The following is a 23,321-nucleotide window of genomic DNA, read 5'->3' as shown; positions in this document are numbered from 1 at the left end:
TCGAAATCCTCTGACCGTTCTTACTTCGAGCCGACAAGGGCGGCGACTGCCTGCGAGGCGAGCTTCAGGCGCTGGCGTACGACGGAGCGGCCGAGGATCGCCATGGAATCGAAGAGTGGCAGCGAGCGCGACGAGCCGGAAACGGCAACGAAGAGCGGTGCGACGACGACCTTCAGCTTCTTGCCCATCCGGTCGGCGACGGCGCGCAGCTCGGCCTCGATCGTCTCGACGTTCCATTCCAGGATCTTTTCGAGATCCGGCTGAACGGCGTTGAGGATCTCGAGGATCTCTTCCGGTGGCGACTTGATCTTGGCGAAATCGGCCGGCTGCAGGCCGAGATCGGACTTCAGCAGAAAGCCGGCGAGATCAGGCAATTCGCCGAGCTTGGAAATGCGCGTCTGCGAGAGGCGCAGGCCTGCCTGCAGGCGGTCGTTTTCCATCGCCCAGGTCAGCACGCGGGTGCGGAAATCTTCTTCCGACAGCTTTTCGCGGATCCAGCGGCCGTTCAGCCAGTCGAGCTTCTGGATGTCGAAGATCGCACCGGCCTTGGAGAGGTTGTCCGGATCGAATTTTTCGGAGAGTTCCTCCATCGTCAGCAATTCTTCGCCTTCGGCGATCTGAATGAAGAACAGGCCGAGGAAGTTCATCAGCGCTTCGGGAATATAGCCGAGCGCGGAATAATAGGAGATCGAGGTCGGGTTCTTGCGCTTCGACAGCTTGGACTTATCGGCGTTGCGCATCAGCGAGAGATGCATGAAGACCGGCTGGTCCCAGCCGAAATAGCGATAAAGCAGGATGTGCTTCGGCACGGAGGCCAGCCATTCCTCGCCGCGCGCGACATGGGTGATCTTCATCAGATGGTCGTCGATGACGTTGGCCATATGATAGGTCGGCATGCCGTCGCCCTTGATGAGCACCTGCATATCGACGGAATCCCACGGGATAGACACGTCGCCGTAGACGCCATCGGTGAAATCGCAGGAGCCCTCGGTCGGGATCTTCATGCGGATGACGGAGCTTTCGCCTGATGTCATCTTGGCCGTGACTTCTTCAGCTGTGAGGCTCAGGCAGAGACCGTCATATTTCGGCTGCTTACCGGCAGCGCGCTGGGTCTCGCGCATCTGCTCCAGCCGCTCGGGCGTGCAGAAACAGCGAAAGGCATGGCCCTTGTCCAGCAGTTCCTGAGCGTATGGCTGATACATGTCCTTGCGGTCGGACTGGCGATAGGGGCCGTAGGGGCCGCCGATATCGGGGCCTTCCTTCCATTCCAGCCCGCACCATTTCAGCGCATCCAGCACCTTCGTCTCGAATTCAGGGGTCGAGCGCGTCGCATCGGTATCCTCGATGCGCAGGATGAACTCGCCGCCGTGCTTCTTGGCAAAGAGATAGTTGAAAAGAGCGATGTAAGCGGTGCCGACATGCGGCTCGCCAGTCGGCGAGGGAGCGATGCGGACGCGGACGCCGGAAGCTGTCATTTTTTGTGCCCGTCAATGAATGCCGAGCGGCTTTTCGATGAAAGCAACGTTCGGCCTGGAGGATGCAGATATCTTTCGGGAACCGGCTGGAGGAGGCGTCTGCCCGCATAATCCGCCGATTATCCTGATGGTTGCGCTTAGGCCATATTCAAAAGGACACGTCAAGAAAAACCGCTTCCAGTGGGCCTCTTCCGGCCCCTCCGGGCGGGCGACTCGGATGATCTGTTCTTCGACGTGAAGCCCGGCGACGACATGAAGCAGGCGATGTCTGTGCTTTTCAGCGAAGCCGCCATGCGCGCAGAAGAACCTCCGCCTTATCGAGTAAGGCGGAGACAACAAGCGGATCTCTGATGGATGGGCGGCCTTAGTGGCCGCCCTCACGCTTTCGCCGGCGCGCGTTCCTCGCCAGCATGTTCAGCGCCTCGACGAGGGCCGAGAAGGCCATGGCGGCGTAGACGTAGCCCTTCGGCACGTGGAAGCCCATGCCGTCGGCTATCAGCGTCGTGCCGATCATCAGCAGGAAGGCGAGCGCCAGCATGACGATCGTCGGGTTGCGCTCGATGAAATTGGCGAGCGGCGTTGCTGCGACCAGCATAACCGTGACGGCGGCGATGACGGCGACCACCATGATCGGCAGGTGCGGGGTCATGCCGACGGCGGTGATGATACTGTCCACCGAGAAAACGAGATCGAGCAGCAGGATCTGGCCTATTGCCGACGCGAAGTTCGTGCCTGTCGAGCTCGCAATGAAATCCTCCTGATGGTCCTCCGGATCGACATTGTGGTGGATTTCCTTTGTGGCCTTCCAGACGAGGAAGAGACCGCCGGCGATCAGGATGAGATCCTTCCAGGAGAAGCCGTGGCCGAAAAGCTCGAAGAGCGGTTCGGTGAGCTGGACGATCCAGGCGATGGTGCCGAGCAGGGCAAGACGCATAACGAGAGCAAGGGCGATACCGGTCCTGCGCGCTCTTTCCCGATGCTCGCGCGGCAGCTTGTTGGTGAGGATGGAGATGAAGATGAGGTTGTCTATCCCGAGAACCACTTCCATCACCACGAGCGTGACAAGCGCCACCCAGGCAGCCGGGTCCTGAATGAGCGTCATGATATCCTGCATCGGCGTATTTCCCCCTTGCGTCACATAAGAACGCGGACAATCTATCGTTACGGACTTGCCGGGCAAGCGCCGCAAGGGGGTATACGAAAACGATCGGGCTTTTATTCCCTGATCGGCAGCCAGATTTCCGTCACGCCCATTCCCGTATAGGGATCGAAGCGGTCATCGTAGCGTTCGAACATGTCAGGCATGCTGCCGTGTTCGAGGCCCGAAGTCGGCCACCAGTTGCCGAAGATCAGGTCCATCGTGGCTGGTATGCCGGAAACATGGCCGCGGTGGGAGAAGACGGCGTAGCGCTGGGCCGGCAGCTTTAGTGTGGCAAAGCCATCCGGCAGCTCGTCGGCGTCGGATACCTCGGCCGCCGCCATATAGCGGAATTTCTCGGCCTCGCCGTCGATATGGGTACAGATCCCGTAGGCGACATTGCCTTTCTGGTTGGGGATATGGCCGAAATGCTGGTTGAATTTCTGCCAGAGCGACGGGATCGCAGCGTTGCCGCCATAGGCATAGGTTTCCTGCAGGCCGGCGAAAAGCATCGGCGGCAGGCTTTCGAAACGGGGTGGTTCGAGATCGTTGAGGTTTGCGGTTTTCATCCTGATAGGCTCCATCAAAACAAGATTGCGAATGTGCCCCTGTCGCCGCACCGCGTCCGGCGTCATGCCGAACTGGTCGCGGAAGGCACGGGTGAAAGCCTCGTGCGAGCCATAGCCCGCGCCGAGGGCAACCTCGAGAATGCTGGATGAGCCCGAGATAAGGGACAGCGCGGCACCGCTCAGACGCCGTGCGCGAATATAGCCGCTGATCGAATGGCCGGTCACCAGACCGAAGACGCGCGACAGATGATAGCGCGACAATCCGGCGGCTTCTGCGATCTCGTCGAGGCTTATATCGGTTTCGAAATGGCTCTCGATGAACCATATCGCCCGTCCGATGGCGCTCATTTCCTCTCCCTTGGTTGCCGTCTTATTCCTAGTGGAAATGCGGCAGCAGGATTTGATCGCTATTGCGCAAATCCGGCGGAAAACCAATCGAGGTGGAGAAACGGATCAGGCAGGTTCGTGTTTGCGAACGCCGTAGGCTGCCATGAAGACATAGATCGCGCCGCGGATGACGCGTTCGATCTCGTTGCGCGGCGGCGGTCCTTCCATATTGCCGAAGAGGCGCAGCTTGAAGAAGCTACCGCTTGCAAGGTCGAGAAACTGCCCGGCGGCGAGATCGATATCGTCGATCTTCAGGGTGCCTGCCCGAACATGCTTCTCCAGGAAGTCGTGCATGATGGTGCGCAGGTTCTGCGGCCCCTTGAAGAAGCGCTGACAGAGAAGGGGCATGCGCTCGCGTACGCCGAGTACGGTACGCATCGCATCGATGACCTTGTCTCCGGTCATGTGGGTGACGAAGGTCATCCCGAATTCGTACAGGCCGGCCTCGACATCGTCGTGTTCCGCGAGGACCGTGCGAACGGCCGCGACGAAGGCGGCGCGCTCGGTTTCGACCATGGCGTGGAAGAGTTCTTCCTTATTGGCGAAGTAGACATAGAGCGTTCCCTTGGAAACGCCGGCCTCGCGGGTCACATCGTTCATGCTGGCCGCGTCGAAGCCCATCTTCATGAACACGCGCCGGGCACCATCAAGGATCTGCTGGCGCTTGGCGGGATCCTCACCCGCAGCAAAGCGGCCCCCCGGATTGGGTGGGCTGAATACGGCGGTGTCCTCGGGCTTCAGTGTCATGTCTCCTTAACCGTCTTGGCGAATTCGTGTTTTCTTTCAGAGAAATCGAACCGATTGGTTCTATGCATCTTGATATGATGTCAAAAACCCTTTATGTCAACTGAACCGAACCGTTCAGTTCGATTATTTTACTCCAGATCGGTAGCCGTTAATGTCGACCAACCAGAAAAGCAACGTCGCGCGCATCGTCAGCGAAAATGCCGGCGCCGAAGAGGTGAAAGCGGAAATCGCAGCTCCCGCCGAAGCCCCGAAGGCCGAGGCGCCGCAGACGGCTCCCGCGCAGTCCGCGCCTGCTGTCGCACCTGCACCGGCTGCTCCAAAGAAGCGCCGCAGCTTTGTACTGCCCGTCGTCGTGCTGGCGCTGCTCGGCGGTGCCGGCTGGTACGGCTACGACTGGTGGACCCACGGCCGATTCCTCGTGTCGACCGACGACGCCTATATCGAGGGTGATATCGCGACGATCTCGCCGAAGGTTACCGGCTACGTCGCGAAGGTGAATGTTGTTGCCAATCAGGAAGTCAAGGCAGGCGACGTTCTCGCTACCCTTGATAACGGCGACTACCAGAACGCCCTCGACCAGGCGAATGCCCAGATCGTGACGGAGCAGCTTTCGTTGAGCCGCATCGATGCACAGATCGAAGGCGCGAAGGCCAGTCTCGTGCAGGCGCAGGCTCAGAAGACCGCCCTCGAAGCCACGGTGCGCGGTGCGGAAATCAAGCAGAAGCGCCAGAGTGATCTGCAGGCGAAGTCGGTCGGTACCACGGCAGACCTCGACGACGCCAATACGGCGCTCGATCAGGCTAAGGCTAACCTCGCAGGCGGCGATGCCAATATCGTTGCTGCACAGGCCAACATTGCCATCCTCGAAGCTCAGCGCAAGGAAGCCGAAGGTTCTGTCCGCACGTTGGAAATCCAGCGCGACAAAGCCGCCCGCGACCTCTCCTTCACCGTGCTGAAGGCACCTTATGACGGCATCGTCGGCAACCGTTCGGTTCAGGAGGGCGATCTCGTTTCGCCCGGCCAGCGGCTGATGGCGCTCGTGCCGACCCGTCAGCTCTATATCGACGCCAACTTTAAGGAAACGCAGATCCAGCATCTGGTTCCCGGCTCCAAGGTGAACGTCCATGTCGACGCCTACAGCGATTACCCTGTCGTCGGCACCGTCGAATCGATCTCGCCGGCTTCCGGTTCGGTCTTCTCCATGCTGCCGCCGGAAAACGCGACGGGTAATTTCACCAAGATCATCCAGCGCGTGCCGGTTCGTATCGCCCTGCCGCAGGATGCGCTTGACAGCGGCCGCCTGCGCGCCGGTCTCAGCGTCGTCGTCGACGTCGATACCCGCACGGCGCCGGTGAAGTAAGCCCTTAGGGCAGAGGTGGTCCCATGGCCGGGAGTGCGACAGCAACGGCAGGTTCGATCCCGGCAGCGCCCGCGCATGCCGCCGATCGCATGGATCCTAAAAGGCTCATCGCTTTCTTCGCGATGGTGCTTGGCATGTTCATGTCGATCCTCGACATCCAGATTGTCTCCGCCTCGCTTGCGGAGATCCAGGCAGGACTTTCTGCCGGTACGGACGAGATTGGCTGGGTGCAAACGGCCTATCTGATCGCCGAAGTCATCATGATCCCGCTGTCGGGCACGCTGGCGCGTATCATCTCGACGCGTTACCTCTTCGCAATCTCGGCTGCCGGTTTCACCATGGCGAGCGCCCTGGCCGCAACGGCGACGAACATCGACCAGATGATCGTCTACCGTGCCATTCAGGGCTTCATCGGCGGCGGCATGATCCCCTCAGTCTTCGCGGCCGCCTTCACGATCTTCCCGCCGTCGAAGCGTTCGATCGTCTCGCCGATCATCGGTCTCATCGCCACGCTTGCGCCGACCATCGGCCCGACAGTCGGCGGTTATCTGAGCCATGCCTTCTCCTGGCACTGGCTGTTCCTGGTCAACATCGTGCCCGGTATCATCGTCACGATCGTCACCTGGAACTTCATCGATTTCGACAAGCCGGAACTGTCGCTCTTCAAGAAGTTCGACTGGTACGGGCTGTTTGCCATGGGCATCTTTCTCGGCTCGCTGGAATATGTGCTGGAAGAGGGCAATTCGAACGACTGGTTCAACGACAGCTACATCGTTGCAGGCGCCGTCGCGTCGACTGTCGCTTGTGTCGTCTTCTTCTACCGCGCCTTCACGGTGGAATTCCCGGTCGTCGACCTGACGGCCTTCTCGAACCGAAATTTTTCCTTCGGCTCGGTGTTCTCCTTCGTCATGGGCATCGGCCTTTATGGGCTCACCTATATCTATCCGGTCTATCTCGGCCGTATCCGTGGCTACGATTCGCAGATGATCGGCGAGACGATGTTCGTGTCGGGCCTTGCGATGTTCTTCACCGCGCCGATTGCCGGCCGGCTGTCGACCAAGATCGATCTGCGTTTGATGATGGCGATCGGCTTCGTGAGCTTTGCGGCGGGTACCTATATCATGACGCATCTGACGCAGGACTGGGACTTCTACGAGCTCTTCATCCCACAGATCCTGCGCGGCTTCGGCCTGATGATGTGCATGGTGCCGATCAACAACATCGCGCTCGGCACGCTGCCGCCGGCGCGTATCCGCGGCGCATCCGGTCTTTTCAACCTGACGCGTAACCTCGGCGGCGCCGTCGGTCTTGCTGTCATCAATACCGTGCTCACCACCCGCCAAGACGTGCATTACGAGCGGCTGCGCGAAAACGTCCATTGGGGCAATACGGCCGCGATCGACCAGATGAACAACATGACCGCCAATTTCAACAATTGGGGTCTGGATGGAGCCAATGTCGCGGTCAAGCAGATGGTTGGCTTGGCCACCAAACAGGCGATGATCCTTTCCTTCAGCGACATCTTCCTGATGCTGACGGTGCTTTTCCTGGCGATGATCCTTGGTGTCGTCATGATCAAGAAACCCGCGCCGCAAGGCGGCGGGGGAGGCGGTGGCGGCCACTGACCTCCGGCCGCCATTGCGAGAAAGGCCCTCTTCGGAGGGCCTTTTTGCTTTTAAATATGAGCGGTTTCTCTGCTCCTTCAGCGCGGGTGTTTTCCAGCTCACGTATTTTTTGATTTACGTACATCAAAATTGGCGCTAATGGTCTCGTCAGGAGGAATGATGAGGCCAACCGTTCATGATATCGCCGCTGCGGCGGGTGTCAGTCTTGCGACCGTGGACCGGGTTCTGAACCAGCGGCCAGGCGTGCGCCATGTGACGCGGGAGAAGGTGGAGACAGCCATCCGCGATCTCGGCTATGTGCGCGACGTGGCGGCTGCAAACCTTGCCAAGGGCCGCGTCTATCCGCTGACCTTCATCCTGCCCGCCAGCGACAACTCCTTCATGCATGGCCTGAATGCCGAAATCCGCGCGGCGATTGCGCGTTCGGCCGCTGAGCGTACGGATATCCGCATCGTCGAAGTGCCCGCCTTCGATCCGCAGGCGCTGGTGCGCGAGCTGGAAACGCTCGCTGCCGAAAAGCCCTCAGGTGTCGCGCTTGTCGCCACGGATGCGCCCGATGTGCGTGCTGCCGTGGACCGGCTGGTGCATGACGGCATTCCGGTCGTCACTCTCGTTTCCGATCTGACGGGATCGCTGCGTCATCATTATGCCGGCGTCGACAACATCGCCGCGGGGCGCACCGCTGCGCGTCTGCTTGGACGCTTCCTCGGCGGCGCCAGGGGCGAGATCGTCATTCTGGCCGGCTCCATGTTGGTACGCGACCATCGCGAACGCCTGGAGGGCTTTGCATCTGTCATGGCGCAGGAATTTCCGGCGCTGCATCTGCTGCCGGTGCTCGAAGGTCGGGACGATCCTGAAGTCGCCCATATGTTGATTGCCGATGCGCTCGGCAAGAATGATGGCATTATCGGCATCTACAGCCTCGGCGCCGGTAATCGTGGCCTTATCCGGGCACTAAAGGAAAAGGCGGCAGACAGGTCGCTGACGGTGATTGCCCATGAATTGACGGCGCATACGCGCGCAGCTCTTCTCGATGGCACTATCGACGCAATCCTCAATCAGGATGCCGGCCACGAGGTTCGCAGCGCGATCCGTGTTCTCAAGGCGAAGGCAGACGGGCTTGCGGTCATCGATGCGCAGGAGCGCATCCGCCTCGACATATTCCTGAAAGACAATCTGCCGTAACGGCAAAGGGAGAAATACCACATGTATCTGGGTCTCGATCTCGGAACTTCGGGCGTCAAGGCGATGCTGATCGACGGCGATCAGAAGATCATCGGTTCCGCCAATGGTTCGCTCGACGTCTCGCGCCCGCATTCCGGCTGGTCCGAACAGGAACCGGCTCATTGGGTACGCGCTACGGAAGAGGCTGTCGCCGGCCTCAAGGCCAAACACCCGAAGGAGCTTGCCGCAGTGAAGGGCATCGGCCTCTCCGGCCAGATGCACGGTGCGACGCTGCTCGACGCCTCCGACAAGGTGCTGCGCCCCTGCATTCTCTGGAACGACACGCGTTCCTATGTCGAGGCGGCCGCGCTCGATGCCGATCCGCGCTTCCGCAAGCTGACCGGCAATATCGTTTTTCCGGGCTTCACCGCACCGAAGCTTGCCTGGGTCGCCAAAAACGAGCCAGAGATCTTCGCCAAGGTCGCCAAGGTTCTGCTGCCGAAGGATTATCTACGCCTCTGGTTGACCGGCGAGCACATCTCGGAAATGTCCGACTCGGCCGGCACGTCCTGGCTCGATACCGGCAAGCGCGCCTGGTCGTCCGAACTGCTGGCCGCGACCAATCTCGATGAAAAGCAGATGCCGAAGCTGATCGAAGGCACGGAGCAGGGCGGCAAGCTGCGCGCCGAGCTCGCCTCGGCCTGGGGCATTTCAGGCGATGTCGTGGTTGCCGGTGGCGCTGGCGACAACGCGGCTTCGGCCTGCGGCATGGGCACGGTCAGCGATGGCGCCGCTTTCGTATCGCTCGGCACGTCAGGCGTTCTCTTCGCCGCCAACGCCGCCTACCTGCCGAAGCCGGAAAGCGCCGTTCATGCCTTCTGCCACGCGCTGCCGAATACCTGGCACCAGATGGGTGTTATCCTGTCGGCCACCGATGCGCTGAACTGGCATTCTTCGGTCACCGGCAAGTCGGCTGCTGATCTCACCGGCGAACTCGGCGAAAGCCTGAAGGCGCCGACCGGCGTGACCTTCCTGCCTTACCTCTCAGGCGAGCGCACGCCGCATAACGATGCGGTCATCCGTGGCGCCTTCATCGGCCTTGAGCATGAAAGCAGCCGCGCAGTGCTGACCCAGGCCGTGCTGGAGGGCGTGTCCTTCGCGATCCGCGACAATCTGGAAGCCCTGCGTTCGGCCGGCACGGATATTTCCCGCGTCACGGCGATCGGCGGCGGTTCGCGCTCGCGCTATTGGCTGGCCTCGATCGCGACTGCGCTCGGCGTTCCCGTCGACCTGCCGGCAGACGGCGATTTCGGCGCCGCCTTCGGTGCTGCCCGTCTCGGCCTGATTGCGGCAACGAGCGCCGATCCGGTTGCTGTCTGCACACCGCCGGTGACGGCCGGCACGATCGAGCCGGTTTCGGCACTGAGCGGCGCCTATGAAGATGCCTACAAGCGTTATCGCGCGACCTATCCGGCGATCAAGTCGCTGGTGCATTGAGAACTGCAGCCGGCAGCCCCTCATCCGGCTGCCGGCACCTTTTCCCCGCTGGCGAGAAGAGACTGGCGGCGCTGCCTCATGCCCGTCTCCCCTCGGGGAGAAGGTGGCCCGAAGGGTCGGATGAGGGGCCGCACGACACTAACGATAAGACTGAACGACAAACCCAAGGAGAACCCCAATGAGCACCGGATTTTTCGGCGACATCCAGAAAGTGAAGTACGAAGGCCCTGACAGCACCAACCCGCTGGCCTTCCGCCACTACCAGCCGGATGAAATCGTTCTCGGCAAGCGCATGGAAGACCATCTGCGCTTTGCCGTCGCCTACTGGCACACCTTCACCTGGCCGGGCGGCGACCCCTTCGGCGGTCAGACCTTCCTGCGTCCGTGGTTCGAAGACACGATGAAGGCCGCAAAGCTGAAGGCTGACGTCGCTTTCGAATTCTTCTCACTGCTCGGCGCGCCCTATTACTGCTTCCATGACGCCGACGTACGTCCGGAAGGCAAGAATTTTGCCGAAAACACGAGGAATCTGAACGAGATCGTCGACTACTTCGCCGAGAAGCAGGCGGCCACCGGCACCAAGCTGCTCTGGGGCACGGCGAACCTTTTCTCCAACCGCCGCTATATGTCGGGTGCTGCGACCAACCCGGATCCGGACGTCTTTGCATTTGCCGCTGCAACGGTGAAGACCTGCATCGACGCCACGCAGAAGCTCGGCGGCGAAAACTACGTTCTGTGGGGCGGCCGCGAAGGTTATGAAACGCTGCTCAATACCGATATCGGCCGCGAACTCGACCAGCTCGGTCGCTTCCTCAACCTCGTTGTCGAGTACAAGCACAAGATCGGCTTCAAGGGCACGATCCTCATCGAGCCGAAGCCACAGGAGCCGACCAAGCACCAGTACGACTACGACGTCGCGACCGTCTATGGCTTCCTTAGGAAGCACGGCCTCGAAAACGAAGTGAAGCTCAACATCGAGCAGGGCCACGCCATCCTCGCCGGCCATTCCTTCGAACATGAGCTGGCGCTCGCAAATGCGCTCGGCATTTTCGGCTCGATCGACATGAACCGCAACGACTACCAGTCCGGCTGGGATACCGACCAGTTCCCGAACAACGTTCCGGAAATGGCTCTGGCTTATTATTACGTCCTGGCGGGCGGCGGCTTCAAGACGGGTGGTACCAACTTCGATTCGAAGCTGCGCCGTCAGTCGCTCGATCCGGCAGACCTGCTGATCGGTCATATCGGCGGCATGGATTGCTGCGCCCGCGGCCTGAAGGCTGCTGCCAAGATGCTCGAAGACAAGGCTCTGTCGCAGCCGCTCGCAGACCGCTATGCCGGCTGGAATTCGGCCGAAGGCCAGAAGCTCTTCCGCGGCGAATATTCGCTGGAAGAGATCACGCAGTGGGTCGAGAGCAAGGACGTCAACCCGCAGCCGAAGTCCGGCAAGCAGGAACTGCTGGAAAATATCGTCAACCGCTACGTTTGATCGGCGGTTTCGATTATTTGAAAAGCCGGGGAGCGAGAGCTTCCCGGCTTTTTCATTTGCGAAGGCGAACGTTGGCTGGCTGTACTGGTCGGGTATATGGAAATCTGGCATGCCATCAGCGGCGATGGAGAAAACGCTTGGAGCGCTTCATGACGGACGATCGCAAACTGCATTGGGAAAACGTCTATTCGACCAAAGGCGAGGCTGATGTCAGCTGGTTTCAGGAAAGCCCGGCGCCTTCTCTCGAGCTGATTCACTTCGTTAAGGCAAAACGATCCGACGCTATCGTCGATGTCGGCGGTGGAGCTTCAAGGCTCGTTGACAGCCTTCTTGCCGAAGGGTTCGTCGATGTGACTGTGCTCGATCTCTCGGCGGCTGCGCTCGATACGGCGCAAAAGCGTCTCGGCGTCAAGGCTGACGAGGTGACATGGATTGCCGGCGACGCCACTCTTTGGGAGCCGGCGCAGACCTATGATATCTGGCACGATCGCGCAGCCTTCCATTTTCTGACCGATGCGGCTGAACAAGCGGCCTACATCGAGCGACTGAAACGCGCGCTGAAGATCGGCGGCTCTCTGATTATGGGAACTTTCGCCCTCGATGGGCCGGAAAAGTGCAGCGGTCTGCCAGTTGCGCGCCATAGTTCGGACAGTCTGCTGGAACTGCTGGGAGCAGGTTTCGAGCTGATCGACAGCCGCCGCCACGATCATTCGACACCTTGGGACAGCGTGCAGAGATTTCAATTCAGCACGTTCAGGCGGATTGCATGATCGCAGAGGAAGCCTGAGGGTTTCAAAGTTGTAATTCGATCGCGGCCTTGTCTATGACCGACCAGACGTTTTCGATCTTTCCGTCCAGGAACTCGTAGAAGACGTTTTCGGCAAACTGCACTCTCCTGCCGTTGACAGGAAGACCGAACATCTCGCCCTTAGGCGTGCAGTTGAACTGCAAACGGCTTGCCACACGCGGCGGCTCGCAGATCAGCAGCTGAATGTCGAAGAAGAGATCGGGGATGGCGCGAAAATCGCCTTCGAGCATCTCGCGATAGCCGGACAGTCCAACATGCTCGCCGTTATACCGAACATGCTCGTGGACGAAGTTTCCCAGGTTATCCCAATCCTGTCCGTTCAGGCAGGCAATGTAACCCCGGTACCTGTCGGTCAGCAGATCTTGCGTCATCTCGGTTGCCTCGTCTTCACAAAGGAGTCCGTCGCCAAATTAGGACAGCATTGAGTTCGGGCAACAGCAGATCATTGACAGTGGCTTCGAGCCTACCGCTTCTGCCAGTTACGCGGCGGTGCTGAGACAGAGTTGCGCACAACAAGGTCCGGCCGCAGCAAAATTTCCGTTTCGGCCGGATGGCTGTTGGAGAGGAGTTCGAGGAGCAGCGCCATCGCCTGTTTGCCGATTGCCGTTCGCGGCTGGCGAATGGTCGTCAGCGACGGGCTCATGAAGACGGCTTGCGGCACGTCGTCGAAGCCGGTGACGGAAAAGTCCTGCGGGATATTGTAGCCGCGGGCGTTGAGGCCGATCATGACGCCGATCGCCGTCTGGTCGTTGACGCACATGAAGGCGGTGGGCAGCGTATCGCGCATGAAGAGCTGCTCCACGGCATGGCGGCCGCTCTCGATCGTGCCGTCGCCCTCCAACACGATACGCGTGTCTTTCGGCACACCGGCGGCGTCGAGACCGGCGTCATAGCCTTGCCGGCGGCGGCTGTAGGCCAGCCGGGTGCGGGAATCGCCGATAAAGGCGATCTTGCGGTGCCCTTCGGCCAGGAGCAGGTCGACGGCTTTCCTGGCGCCCTCGATGTCGTCAACGCCGACATAGGGGATGCCACCATTGAAGACGGGTTCGAATACGCCGACGCTCGGCGGCAGTTGCGCCGTCACAGTCTGGTGGCCGAAGGGCAGGATGCCGGTGAAAAGGATGAGTCCCGCCGCCTGGTTGGAACTGAAAAACTTCAGATATTCGAGGCCGCGCTGCGCATCGTTCTGCGTATGGCCGATGAGGATGCCGTAGCCATGGGCGCGAGCCTCATTCTCCAAGCCGATCAGGATGTTGGAAAAGTTGGGGTCGCCGATATCGGGCGCCACCACAAGGATCATGTTGGAACGGCCGAGCCGCAGGCTGCGCGCCATGGCATTGGTCGTATAACCGGTGATGGCGATTGCCTGGTTGACCTTCAGTCGCGTCGAATTGGCCACCTTTTCGGGCATGTGGATTGCCCGCGAAACCGTCGCGATGGAAACCTCGGCGATCCGGGCGACGTCTTCGATTGTTGCGGGCGTGGAATTCGACACGGGGCTCCGCCTTGGGCTGTCTTCGCCGCACACTACACAGACTTGCCGGGAGGTCAAAGGCACCGCACAACAGATCTGTGTAAATCCACCATGTAAACCTTTACATGCGCGATGTAAAGGTTTACATATGCCCAACATAAGCGGATGGGAGCCGCAGGAGGAAATCATGACCGTGGATACCGCAGAAGCTGCACCGGTGGTGTTGTCCGCCAGGCGCATTTGCAAGTCTTTCAGCGGCGTGCAGGTTCTTTTCAGCGTCAATTTCGATCTTCGCGCTGGTGAAATCCATGCGCTGATGGGTGAAAACGGCGCCGGCAAATCCACCCTGGTCAAGATTCTCTCCGGCTTCGAGCAGCCGACGTCGGGCGAAATCGTGCTCGACGGCAAGCCTGTGGTGCTGCCGCCGAACGGCGCGGCCGAAGCGCTCGGGATCGTCATCATCCATCAGGAATTCAATCTCGCCGAACATCTGACCGTGACCGAGAGCCTGTTTCTCGGCCGCGAAGTTACGCATTTCGGTGTGCTCGATCGCAGATATATGCGCGCGGAGACTCGCCGGGTGCTGGATGTGCTCGGTTCGCATGTCGACGAGAATGCGATGATCAGCTCGCTCTCGATCGCCGACAAGCAGATGGTCGAGATCGCCAAGGCGATCAGCCGTGATGCCCGTGTTGTCTTTATGGACGAGCCGACGGCCGTGTTGTCGCGGGAAGAAACCAATATGCTCTTCAAGCAGGTGCGCAAGCTGCGCGAGCAGGGCACAAGCTTCGTCTTCGTGTCCCACAAGCTCGACGAGGTCATGGAGCTGACCGACAAGGTCACGGTGCTGCGTGACGGCCAGTGGGTCAAGACGGCGCCGACCTCCATGCTTGATGGGGAATCCATCGCGCAGTTGATGGTCGGCCGTGAGCTTTCCAGCCTCTATCCCGCTAAGGTCGAGCCCAATGTGGACGAGGAAGTGGTTCTTCGCGTCAGCGCGGTTTCGACTGGCTACGTGCAGGATGCGAGCTTCGACGTGCGCAAGGGCGAAGTCATCGGTTTCTCAGGCTTGATCGGCTCCGGCCGCACGGAATTGATGGAAGCGATCGTCGGCCTGCGCTCGCGTCTGTCGGGCGAGGTCGTCATCCACGGCGAAAGCGTGTCTTCGGGCGATGCGCGCGCGGCTAATCGCGCCGGCCTCGCCTATATGACCAAGGATCGCAAGTCGAAGGGGCTTCTGCTCGGCTCGGGCATGATCGCCAACCTGACCCTGCAGTCGCTCGAGCGGCATGTCAGCCATGGTTATCTGAGCCCGAGCAGCGAGGCGGCCGCACTTGCCAAGGCTAAGCGGCGCTTCGACATCCGCGTGCGTGACGGCAATATCATTGCCGGCCGCATGTCGGGTGGCAACCAGCAGAAGCTGCTTCTCGCCAAGGTCATGGAGACCGAACCGCAGATCATCATCATCGACGAGCCAACGCGTGGCATCGATGTCGGTACCAAGCAGCAGATCTATCATTTCATCTCGGCGCTCGCCCGCGACGGGCGGTCGATCATCGTCGTTTCCTCGGAAATGCCCGAGATTATCGGTCTCTGCACGCGCGTTGCCGTCATGCGCGAAGGCCGGATCGTCGGCATCCTGGAAGGGGACGAAATTTCCGAACAGGAAATCATGCGTTACGCCGCAGGACTGAAGCGTCAGGCGGCGGCCTGACGCCGGCAGGGCACGGGCGCACCGCGCGATAAACAAGATGCCCAGCAGTCATGGGACGGGAGGTTGGTTTTGGATATGAGTGTTAACGAGGAGACCAGGGAAATTCGGCGCAGATCCTGGCGTGATGTCGATCTGCGCGCGGTTGCGCCCTTTGCCGCACTGGCTCTGCTCCTCATCGTGGGCGCGCTGGTCAATCCGAATTTCATCGGCATCACCAACCTTACAAATGTCGCGACCCGCTGCGCCTTCATTGCGATCATCGCCGTCGGCGCAACCTTCGTGATCTCCGCCGGCGACCTCGATCTTTCCGTTGGCTCCATGGTGGCTTTCGTCGCGAGCTTGATGATCCTGCTCATCAATTCCGGCGTCATCGCCGATCCGACACTGATGCTGACGGCAGCTGTCGTCTTCGCCGTGATTGCCGGTGCGCTCTGCGGTCTCGCAAACGGCCTCATCACGACGATCGGCAAGATCGAACCCTTTATCGCGACGCTCGGTACGATGGGCATTTATCGCGGCCTGACGACATGGCTGTCGCAGGGTGGAGCGATCACGCTGCGCTCGGCAGATATTCAGACGCTCTATCGTCCGGCCTATTTCGGCAATATCCTCGGCATTCCGGTGCCGATCGCCGTCATCCTTGCCGTCACTGCCGTTGCGGCCTTCATTCTCTACCGCACGCGTTACGGCCGCCATGTCGTGGCTGTCGGCTCGAACAGCGACGTTGCCCGCTATTCAGGCATCGCGGTCAACCGCGTGCGGACGATTGCCTTCGTCATCCAGGGTCTCTGCGTGGCGATTGCCGTGTTGCTCTATGTGCCGCGCCTCGGTTCGACCTCGGCAACAACAGGCATCTTGTGGGAGCTGCAGGCGATTACGGCCGTCGTCGTCGGCGGCACGGCATTGAAGGGTGGTGCGGGCCGTGTCTGGGGCACGATCTGCGGCGCCTTCATTCTCGAGCTCGTCGGCAACATCATGCTGCTTTCGAACTTCATCAGCGAATATCTCATCGGTGCGATCCAGGGCGCGATCATCATCATCGCCATGCTGGTGCAGCGGTCGCTGGTCCGCAAATCGTAAGACAAGCCTGCTTCTCGGATTGGCCGGGCTATCCAGGGCACCCGGTTCGGATTGGACAAGTCCCTGATATTTTTGGGAGGAAATAGCATGCGCAAGCTCATGTTGGGTCTGGCTGTTGCGGGGGTGGCTTTTGCCGGCGCAGCCTACGCCCAGGACAAGAATTACACGATCGGCGTGTCCATTCCGGCTGCCGACCACGGCTGGACATCGGGTGTCGTGTTCCATGCAGAACGCGTTGCCAAGAAGCTGATGGCCGAACATCCGGGCCTCAATGTCATCGTCAAAACCTCGCCGGATGCCGCAACGCAGGCAAATGCCGTGCAGGACCTCGACACACAGGGCATCGACGCTCTCGTCATCCTGCCGTCGGATCCGGATCCGCTCGTCAACGCCATCAAGGAAGTCAAGGGCAAGGGCAAGTTCGTTGCGCTCGTCGACCGCGCGCCATCGAACAACGACAATTCCGTGCGTGACCTCTACGTTGCCGGCAACAACCCGGCGCTCGGCGAAGTCGCCGGCAAGTACATTGCCGAAAAGACTCCGGAAGCTGAGGTCGTCGTCATCCGCGGTCTGCCGATCCCGATCGATCAGCAGCGCCAGGACGGTTTCGACAAGGGTATCGCCGGCTCCAAGGTAAAGGTTCTCGATCGCCAGTATGGCAACTGGAACCGCGACGATGCCTTCAAGGTCATGCAGGACTATCTGACGAAGTATCCGAAGATCGACGCCGTATGGTGCCAGGATGACGACATGGCCGTTGGCGTTCTCCAGGCCATCGAGCAGGCCAAGCGCACCGACATCCAGTATGTCGTTGCCGGCGCCGGCTCCAAGGACATGGTCAAGAAGGTCATGGATGGTGACAAGCTGATCCCTGTCGACGTTCTCTACCCGCCGGCAATGGTCGGCACGGCCATGGAACTGACGGCTGCTGCGCTCTACGATCAGGTTCCGGTTCACGGCAACTACATCCTCGACGCAACGCTCGTCACCAAGGAGAATGCCAAGAACTTCTACTTCCCGGATTCTCCGTTCTGATTGCTGCTTTCACGCATGCGCCCATTCGAGAGGATGGGCGCATTTTTCGTGCCTTCAGACAAGTTGCAGCCAAAATGCGGCACGTACCTCTTGCCGTTCCGCGGCGAGCGTGATTAGGTCCAGACCGCGTTGATTTTCGGCTACCCCGCTAAATCCTTCGCATTGGCGGGGAGGCGCCGTTTCTTTACCGGACGGCGCACTAAGATTTATCGAAAACGTTTACGATCGATATTCAGGGAGGAAACTGACATGAAGACGATCAAGGGACCCGGCCTGTTCCTCGGGCAGTTCGCGGGCGATACCGCGCCTTTCAATTCCTGGGACGCGATCACCAAATGGGCGGCCGACACCGGCTACAAGGGCGTGCAGGTTCCGACCTGGGCAAGCCAGCTCATCGACCTCAAGAAGGCGGCGACGTCAAAGGATTACTGCGATGAATTCGCGGGCAAGGCGCGTGAAAACGGTGTCGAGGTCACCGAGCTTTCCACCCACCTGCAGGGCCAGCTCGTTGCCGTTCATCCGGCCTATGACGAAGCCTTCGATGGTTTTGCCGCACCCGAAGTGCGCGGCAATCCGAAGGCGCGCCAGGAATGGGCCGTGCAGCAGGTCAAGTATGCGCTGACCGCTTCCAAGAACCTCGGCCTGAAGGCGCATGCGACCTTCTCCGGTGCGCTCGCCTGGCCCTTCATCTATCCGTGGCCGCAGCGTCCTGCCGGTCTCGTCGAGACCGCCTTCGACGAGCTTGCCCGTCGCTGGAAGCCGATCCTCGATCATGCCGACGAAAACGGCGTCGACGTCTGCTACGAAATCCATCCGGGCGAAGACCTGCACGACGGCATCACCTACGAGATGTTCCTGGAGCGCGTCGGCAACCATCCGCGCGCCAATATGCTCTACGATCCGTCGCACTACGTTCTGCAGTGCCTCGACTATCTCGACAATATCGACATCTACAAAGACCGCATCAAGATGTTCCACGTCAAGGATGCGGAGTTCAACCCGACCGGACGCCAGGGCGTCTACGGCGGTTATCAGGGCTGGGTCGAACGCGCCGGCCGCTTCCGTTCGCTGGGCGACGGCCAGGTCGATTTCGGCGCAGTCTTCTCCAAGATGACCGCCAACAACTTCGACGGCTGGGCCGTAGTCGAATGGGAATGCGCGCTGAAGCATCCGGAAGATGGCGCGCGTGAAGGGGCCGAATTCGTCAAGGCGCATATCATCCGCGTGACCGAGAAGGCCTTCGACGACTTCGCGGCCGGCGGCACCGATCAGGCTGCCAACCGGCGCATGCTGGGTTTGTCGTAAGCGGATCGGGATTTCGAGGAGAATATCATGGCAATCGAAGCATCATCCGAACAGACCCGCGAGCCGCGCATCCGGCTAGGCATGGTTGGTGGCGGGGCAGGGGCCTTCATCGGCGCCGTTCACCGCATCGCCGCACGTATCGACGATCAGTATGATCTGATCGCCGGCGCGCTGTCGTCGACACCAGAAAAGGCTGTTCAGTCCGGTCGCGATCTCGGTCTCGATCCGTCGCGCACCTATTCCAGCTACCGGGAAATGGCGATCCGCGAGGCCAAGTTGAAGAACGGCATCGAAGCCGTTTCCATCGTCACGCCGAACCATGTGCATTATGACGCGGCCAAGGAATTCCTGCGCCGCGGCATCCATGTCATCTGCGACAAGCCGCTGACCTCAAACCTTGCCGACGCCAAGAAGCTGAAGAAGGTTGCCGACGAGAGCGGCGCGCTGTTCATCCTGACGCATAACTATACCGGCTACCCGATGGTGCGTCAGGCGCGCGAGATGATTGCCAATGGCGAACTCGGTGATATCCGGATCGTCCAGGCCGAGTATCCGCAGGACTGGCTGACGGAAGCAATCGAGCAGTCTGGCCAGAAGCAGGCTGCATGGCGCACCGACCCGGCCCAGTCCGGCGTCGGCGGCTCAACTGGCGATATCGGTACACATGCCTATAACCTGGCCTCGTTCATCACCGGCCTCGAACTCGACAGCCTTGCTGCAGACCTCGACAGCTTCGTGCCGGGCCGCCGTCTCGATGACAACGCCCATGTGATGCTGCGCTTCAAGGCCAAGGGTTCGGAAAAGCCGGCCAAGGGCATGCTCTGGTGCAGTCAGGTGGCGCCCGGCCACGAGAACGGCCTCAAGGTGCGCGTTTACGGCACCAAGGGTGGTTTCGAATGGGTTCAGGCCGATCCCAACTATCTCTGGTATACGCCGTTCGGCGAATCCAAGCGGCTGATCACTCGCAACGGTGCCGGTTCCGGCGCTGCCGCTGCCCGCGTTTCCCGCGTTCCCTCGGGTCACCCGGAAGGCTATCTCGAAGCCTTCGCGACGATCTATACGGAAGCCGCGCACGCCATCAACGCTCACAAGAAGGGCAAGGCTGTCGATAAGGCCGTGGTCTACCCGACCGTCGACGACGGCGTGAAGGGTGTCGCTTTCGTCGAGGCCTGCGTCGCCTCTTCGAAGCGCAACGGTGCCTGGGTCAAGGTCTGAGTTCTACGCTATCAAGCACGTGTCAAAAAGCCGGGGCGGTTCGATATCGTCCCGGCTTTTTTCTTTTTTCGGTGATCAGGCGGCGACGGTGGTGCGGCCGCGTTTCAGCAGGTTATCGACGCTGAAGGGGCCGGCGCCAGCGGCGACCAGGTAGAGGAAGACGAAGCAGAACAGGATCGCCGCGACACCGCCGTTCTGCGCGGGGAAGAAGCTCTTCGATGCGTGGCCGATGAAATAGGCAAAGGCCATGAGGCCCGAAAGCACGAAGGCTGCGATGCGGGTCTGGAAACCGATCAGCACCAGAAAGCCGAGCGTGAGTTCGATGAGGCCGGCAATCCAGGACAGCGAGCCGACGGGCGGCACGCTTGCCGCAGCCGGGAAAAGCAGGATCTTCTGCGTTCCGTAGCTGAAAAGCACGAGGGACGAGACGATGCGCAGCAGGCTCAGGAGATGCGGCTGCAGCAGATGGATCGAGGAGAGCATTCGTTTCCTTTCATATTGCGATGCCCTTTTCCGTGTAAGGATCAGGGTTGCGACGGCAAATCACGACTGCTGACATTGGCGTTATGAGACCCGGAAGAGTGGCTTGTGACAGCCTTGCTGTTCTGTCGTCTTTCTTCCTGTAACGTTGCAGTTTTTCGTGCTGCCGGCCTGTACTTTGGGCGCGGGCTTGGTTAAACCCCGCGCAAACGGTCAGTCCACAACTGAGAGATGGGATTTAGAGATGATCGATCCGAAAAAGCTTGCCGACCGCTTTCCCGGTGATTTCACTTTCGGTGTTGCCACCGCTGCCTTCCAGATCGAGGGCGCCAGCAAGGCCGATGGCCGCAAGCCGTCCATCTGGGACGCCTTCTGCAACATGCCCGGCCGCGTCTATAATCGCGATAACGGTGATGTCGCCTGCGACCACTATAACCGGTTGGAGCAGGACCTCGATCTCATCAAGGATATGGGCGTCGATGCCTATCGCTTCTCGATCGCCTGGCCGCGCATCATCCCCGATGGCGCAGGCCCGGTGAACGAAGCCGGCCTCGATTTCTACGATCGTCTCGTCGATGGCTGCAAGGCACGCGGCATCAAGACTTTCGCGACGCTCTACCACTGGGATCTGCCGCTGCTGCTCGCCGGTGACGGCGGCTGGACGGCGCGTTCGACCGCTTATGCCTATCAGCGCTATGCAAAGACTGTCATGAGCCGCCTTGGCGACCGCCTCGACAGCGTAGCGACCTTCAACGAGCCGTGGTGCATCGTCTGGCTCAGCCATCTCTATGGCATTCACGCGCCGGGCGAGCGCAACATGCAGGCCGCCCTGCACGCCATGCACTACATGAACCTCGCGCACGGCCTTGGCGTCGAGGCGATCCGTTCGGAGGCGTCTGGCGTGCCGGTCGGCCTGGTGCTCAACGCCTCCTCGATCATTCCGGGGTCTGACAGTGCTACCGATCTCGCTGCCGGTGAGCGCGCGCATCAGTTCCACAACGGCGCCTTCTTCGATCCGGTCTTCAAGGGCGAATATCCAAAGGAATTCGTCGAAGCGCTCGGCGACCGCATGCCCGTCATCGAAGATGGCGATCTCAAGATCATCAATCAGAAGCTCGATTGGTGGGGTCTCAACTACTATAAGCCGGATCGCGTCGCCGACGATGCGAGCCGCGGGGGTGACTTCCCCTGGACTGTGGAAGCACCTCCGGCAAGCGACGTGAAGACGGATATCGGCTGGGAGGTCTATTCGCCAGGCCTCAAGCTGCTCGTCGAGGACCTCTATCGCCGTTACGACCTGCCGGAGTGCTACATCACCGAGAACGGCGCCTGCGACAATACCGGCGTCGTCAATGGCGAGGTCGATGATGTGATGCGCCTCGACTATGTCAGCGACCATCTCAATGTCGTCGCCGATCTGATCAAGGACGGTTATCCGATGCGCGGCTACTTCGCCTGGAGTCTGATGGACAATTTCGAATGGGCGGAAGGTTATCGCATGCGCTTCGGCCTCGTTCACGTCGATTACGAAACGCAGGTTCGTACGGTCAAGAAGAGCGGCAAGTGGTATCGCGAATTGGCGAGCCAATTCCCAAAGGGCAACCACAAGGTCGTCTGAGATCGACAGATTTCCAGCGGGGAATGGGTGCCCCGCCGTTTCAAATCGCGCGTAGCGTTTTTACCGCAGCGAGGCGTTTGCCTCGCGTCATCTTCCGCCCGTCACGGAAGTTCCCGGCAAGCAGCGCAAGCTGCGTCGATCCGGCCAGCACTTCCAACGCCTGCATGGTGTAGAAAAAGCTATCGAACAGACCTGCAGCTGCTCGCAGATAGAGCAGGATTGCCAAGGGCAGTAATATGAGTAGCCCGTTGGCGGCAATGATCTTCATCCGTTTGCGCTTTCTGTCGATAGCCGGCGAATGACGGCCGAGCGCCAGCGAAAAGCCGCTGCCGCCGGTGATTGCCATCGCCGGGATCAGCAGACAGACGCCGGCAAGGATCGCTTTTTTGACCATAAGGACGGCCGCCTCGTTCAGAAGCAGTTCGGAGATCAGCGTTGCGGTCAGAAATCCCGCAATCAGGATCATGGCCAGAGTGCCCGCGCCGGCATGAATGATCGTCTTCATGTCTGCTCCTTGCTTTCCGTGGCGTCGAGCGCCAGCCGTTGGTCGAAACCGTTCAGGAGACTGAGCGCGGTGCGGAGATCCGATGCATCCAGCCCATCGGCAAGTCTGTTGGCCCAGCCGGTATGAAAGTCGGTTATCCGTGCATAGCTTTCCGCGCCTTGTGGCGTCAGTCCATAAAAGGGCGAGCGCTGATGGCGCGGGTTCGCTCGTTTTTCGATGAAGTCGTCCTCTTCCAGCTTGTTCACCTGTTTCTGGGCGCCCTGTCGCGTCATGCCCATCATCTCGGCGATGACCGGGACGGTGACGTTTCCGGAAGACAGCGTGATCGCACCAAGCACCTGCCAGCGAGCGCTGGTGAGGTTCAGCGGTGCACCGAGCCGATCGCCGCCATCCAATAGTCGTCCATTGATGCGAAAGACCATCAGCATAATGTCCGTCAGCAGGTCTGCTTCGATCGTGCGCTTCAAAGTTTTCGGCTCTCCATATCGAGTTATGGAAACTAGTTACCATTATTGGAAACTGGTTGTCAATGTGCTGTGGCGTGCGATATTCAAGTAAATCCTGAGCCGGATTCTCGATTGTTCTCATGATTTTAAGCGTTTCTTGACCGTTGCCTGCGAAGATTTCTTGAACGGG

Annotated in this window: 21 protein-coding genes; 12 read left to right on the top strand and 9 right to left on the bottom strand. The window is 60.2% G+C overall.

Features of this window, described 5'->3' with window-relative positions:
• Nucleotides 1-20: 20 nt before the first annotated feature.
• The 4 genes from gltX to FHT82_RS24940 form a co-directional block, all read right to left on the bottom strand.
• Nucleotides 21-1,475, bottom strand: coding sequence for a glutamate--tRNA ligase (gene gltX, locus FHT82_RS24955; protein WP_183735378.1), 1,455 nt, complete (start codon nucleotides 1,473-1,475; stop codon nucleotides 21-23).
• Nucleotides 1,476-1,839: 364 nt separating this feature from the next.
• Complete coding sequence (locus tag FHT82_RS24950; RefSeq protein WP_183735377.1) at nucleotides 1,840-2,589, bottom strand: TerC family protein; 750 nt, start codon at nucleotides 2,587-2,589, stop codon at nucleotides 1,840-1,842.
• 101 nt (nucleotides 2,590-2,690) lie between these two features.
• On the bottom strand, nucleotides 2,691-3,530 hold the full coding sequence (locus FHT82_RS24945) for an AraC family transcriptional regulator (protein ID WP_183735376.1): 840 nt from the start codon (nucleotides 3,528-3,530) through the stop codon (nucleotides 2,691-2,693).
• A gap of 105 nt (nucleotides 3,531-3,635) precedes the next feature.
• Nucleotides 3,636-4,316 (bottom strand): TetR/AcrR family transcriptional regulator, encoded by a 681-nt coding sequence (locus FHT82_RS24940; protein ID WP_183735375.1) that lies wholly within the window; start codon nucleotides 4,314-4,316, stop codon nucleotides 3,636-3,638.
• A gap of 151 nt (nucleotides 4,317-4,467) precedes the next feature.
• Here FHT82_RS24940 and FHT82_RS24935 point away from each other — a divergent pair, with 151 nt between their 5' ends.
• The 6 genes from FHT82_RS24935 (at nucleotide 4,468) to FHT82_RS24910 (ending at nucleotide 12,221) form a co-directional block, all read left to right on the top strand.
• A complete protein-coding gene (locus tag FHT82_RS24935) occupies nucleotides 4,468-5,676 on the top strand; it encodes an HlyD family secretion protein (RefSeq protein WP_183735374.1) in 1,209 nt (402 codons plus the stop codon).
• A 23-nt stretch (nucleotides 5,677-5,699) separates the two neighbouring features.
• A complete protein-coding gene (locus FHT82_RS24930) occupies nucleotides 5,700-7,301 on the top strand; it encodes a DHA2 family efflux MFS transporter permease subunit (protein ID WP_183735373.1) in 1,602 nt (533 codons plus the stop codon).
• A 159-nt stretch (nucleotides 7,302-7,460) separates the two neighbouring features.
• A complete protein-coding gene (locus FHT82_RS24925) occupies nucleotides 7,461-8,486 on the top strand; it encodes a LacI family DNA-binding transcriptional regulator (RefSeq protein WP_183735470.1) in 1,026 nt (341 codons plus the stop codon).
• Nucleotides 8,487-8,507: 21 nt separating this feature from the next.
• Nucleotides 8,508-9,962, top strand: a complete 1,455-nt coding sequence (gene xylB / locus FHT82_RS24920; RefSeq protein ID WP_183735372.1) for a xylulokinase — start codon at nucleotides 8,508-8,510, stop codon at nucleotides 9,960-9,962.
• A 178-nt stretch (nucleotides 9,963-10,140) separates the two neighbouring features.
• A complete protein-coding gene (gene xylA, locus FHT82_RS24915; RefSeq protein WP_183735371.1) occupies nucleotides 10,141-11,451 on the top strand; it encodes a xylose isomerase in 1,311 nt (436 codons plus the stop codon).
• 149 nt (nucleotides 11,452-11,600) lie between these two features.
• The gene (locus FHT82_RS24910; protein WP_183735370.1) at nucleotides 11,601-12,221 is read left to right on the top strand and encodes a class I SAM-dependent methyltransferase; all 621 of its coding nucleotides are present in this window, start codon (nucleotides 11,601-11,603) and stop codon (nucleotides 12,219-12,221) included.
• Between the two features lie 22 nt (nucleotides 12,222-12,243).
• On the opposite strand, the gene FHT82_RS24905 is transcribed toward FHT82_RS24910, so the two are convergent.
• Complete coding sequence (locus tag FHT82_RS24905; protein WP_183735369.1) at nucleotides 12,244-12,630, bottom strand: ester cyclase; 387 nt, start codon at nucleotides 12,628-12,630, stop codon at nucleotides 12,244-12,246.
• A 92-nt stretch (nucleotides 12,631-12,722) separates the two neighbouring features.
• Nucleotides 12,723-13,754 carry a LacI family DNA-binding transcriptional regulator gene (locus tag FHT82_RS24900; RefSeq protein ID WP_183735368.1) on the bottom strand — a complete coding sequence of 344 codons (1,032 nt, stop codon included), beginning with the start codon at nucleotides 13,752-13,754 and terminating at the stop codon, nucleotides 12,723-12,725.
• 166 nt (nucleotides 13,755-13,920) lie between these two features.
• Between FHT82_RS24900 and FHT82_RS24895 the strand changes: the two genes are divergently transcribed.
• The 5 genes from FHT82_RS24895 to FHT82_RS24875 all read left to right on the top strand — a co-directional run bounded on the left by FHT82_RS24895 (nucleotide 13,921) and on the right by FHT82_RS24875 (nucleotide 20,082).
• Nucleotides 13,921-15,447, top strand: coding sequence for a sugar ABC transporter ATP-binding protein (locus FHT82_RS24895; RefSeq protein ID WP_183735366.1), 1,527 nt, complete (start codon nucleotides 13,921-13,923; stop codon nucleotides 15,445-15,447).
• A gap of 75 nt (nucleotides 15,448-15,522) precedes the next feature.
• Nucleotides 15,523-16,527: an ABC transporter permease gene (locus FHT82_RS24890; RefSeq protein ID WP_183735469.1), complete on the top strand. Its 1,005-nt coding sequence runs from the start codon at nucleotides 15,523-15,525 to the stop codon at nucleotides 16,525-16,527.
• Between the two features lie 87 nt (nucleotides 16,528-16,614).
• Nucleotides 16,615-17,562 (top strand): substrate-binding domain-containing protein, encoded by a 948-nt coding sequence (locus tag FHT82_RS24885; protein ID WP_183735364.1) that lies wholly within the window; start codon nucleotides 16,615-16,617, stop codon nucleotides 17,560-17,562.
• Nucleotides 17,563-17,811: 249 nt separating this feature from the next.
• On the top strand, nucleotides 17,812-18,867 hold the full coding sequence (locus tag FHT82_RS24880; RefSeq protein WP_183735362.1) for a sugar phosphate isomerase/epimerase: 1,056 nt from the start codon (nucleotides 17,812-17,814) through the stop codon (nucleotides 18,865-18,867).
• 27 nt (nucleotides 18,868-18,894) lie between these two features.
• The gene (locus tag FHT82_RS24875; protein ID WP_183735361.1) at nucleotides 18,895-20,082 is read left to right on the top strand and encodes a Gfo/Idh/MocA family oxidoreductase; all 1,188 of its coding nucleotides are present in this window, start codon (nucleotides 18,895-18,897) and stop codon (nucleotides 20,080-20,082) included.
• 75 nt (nucleotides 20,083-20,157) lie between these two features.
• On the opposite strand, the gene FHT82_RS24870 is transcribed toward FHT82_RS24875, so the two are convergent.
• Entirely contained in the window at nucleotides 20,158-20,565 is a 408-nt protein-coding gene (locus tag FHT82_RS24870; protein WP_183735360.1) for a DoxX family protein, read from the bottom strand.
• A 241-nt stretch (nucleotides 20,566-20,806) separates the two neighbouring features.
• On the opposite strand from FHT82_RS24870, the gene FHT82_RS24865 reads away from it, so the two are divergent.
• Complete coding sequence (locus FHT82_RS24865) at nucleotides 20,807-22,180, top strand: GH1 family beta-glucosidase (protein ID WP_183735359.1); 1,374 nt, start codon at nucleotides 20,807-20,809, stop codon at nucleotides 22,178-22,180.
• A gap of 40 nt (nucleotides 22,181-22,220) precedes the next feature.
• On the opposite strand, the gene FHT82_RS24860 is transcribed toward FHT82_RS24865, so the two are convergent.
• Both FHT82_RS24860 and FHT82_RS24855 read right to left on the bottom strand, forming a co-directional pair.
• A complete protein-coding gene (locus FHT82_RS24860; protein ID WP_183735357.1) occupies nucleotides 22,221-22,685 on the bottom strand; it encodes a hypothetical protein in 465 nt (154 codons plus the stop codon).
• Nucleotides 22,682-23,152, bottom strand: coding sequence for a MarR family winged helix-turn-helix transcriptional regulator (locus tag FHT82_RS24855; protein ID WP_183735355.1), 471 nt, complete (start codon nucleotides 23,150-23,152; stop codon nucleotides 22,682-22,684). Before FHT82_RS24855 ends, FHT82_RS24860 begins: the two co-directional genes overlap by 4 nt.
• Between the last annotated feature and the right edge of the window lie 169 nt (nucleotides 23,153-23,321).

Source organism: Rhizobium sp. BK275 (assembly GCF_014193555.1).
GTDB lineage: Bacteria > Pseudomonadota > Alphaproteobacteria > Rhizobiales > Rhizobiaceae > Rhizobium.
This window is presented reverse-complemented; position numbering and strand designations above follow the sequence as displayed.